At 58.8% G+C, this 250-nt stretch carries 1 pseudogene; it reads left to right on the top strand.

The annotated features are described in order from the left end of the window. Positions 1-180: pseudogene (locus AC0L3U_RS39915) on the top strand (alkene reductase); the annotation flags it as partial. Positions 181-250: the final 70 nt, after the last annotated feature.

Raw genomic sequence — 250 nt, 5'->3', positions numbered from 1 at the left:
GCCGTTGAGCGCCGCGCACAAGGGAAAATCGATGCAGTTGCCTTTGGCCGCCTGTTCATTTCCAACCCGGACCTTGTAGAGCGTCTGCGTCGTGGCGCCGAACTTACCATTGCACCACGTGAGAGTTACTACGGCGGAGGCGCCAAGGGTTATACCGATTGGCCAACCGCCCACTATTGAGTCGTTCTCCCTGCGTCAGCGCGGCTGCGTCGCGAAGCCATTCACCGTACGAAGGATTCTGAGCATGAAC

The organism is Bradyrhizobium sp. Kon69 (assembly GCF_055807515.1).
The sequence above is the reverse complement of the archived record's forward strand: the minus strand, read 5'-3'. Positions and strand labels throughout refer to the sequence as shown.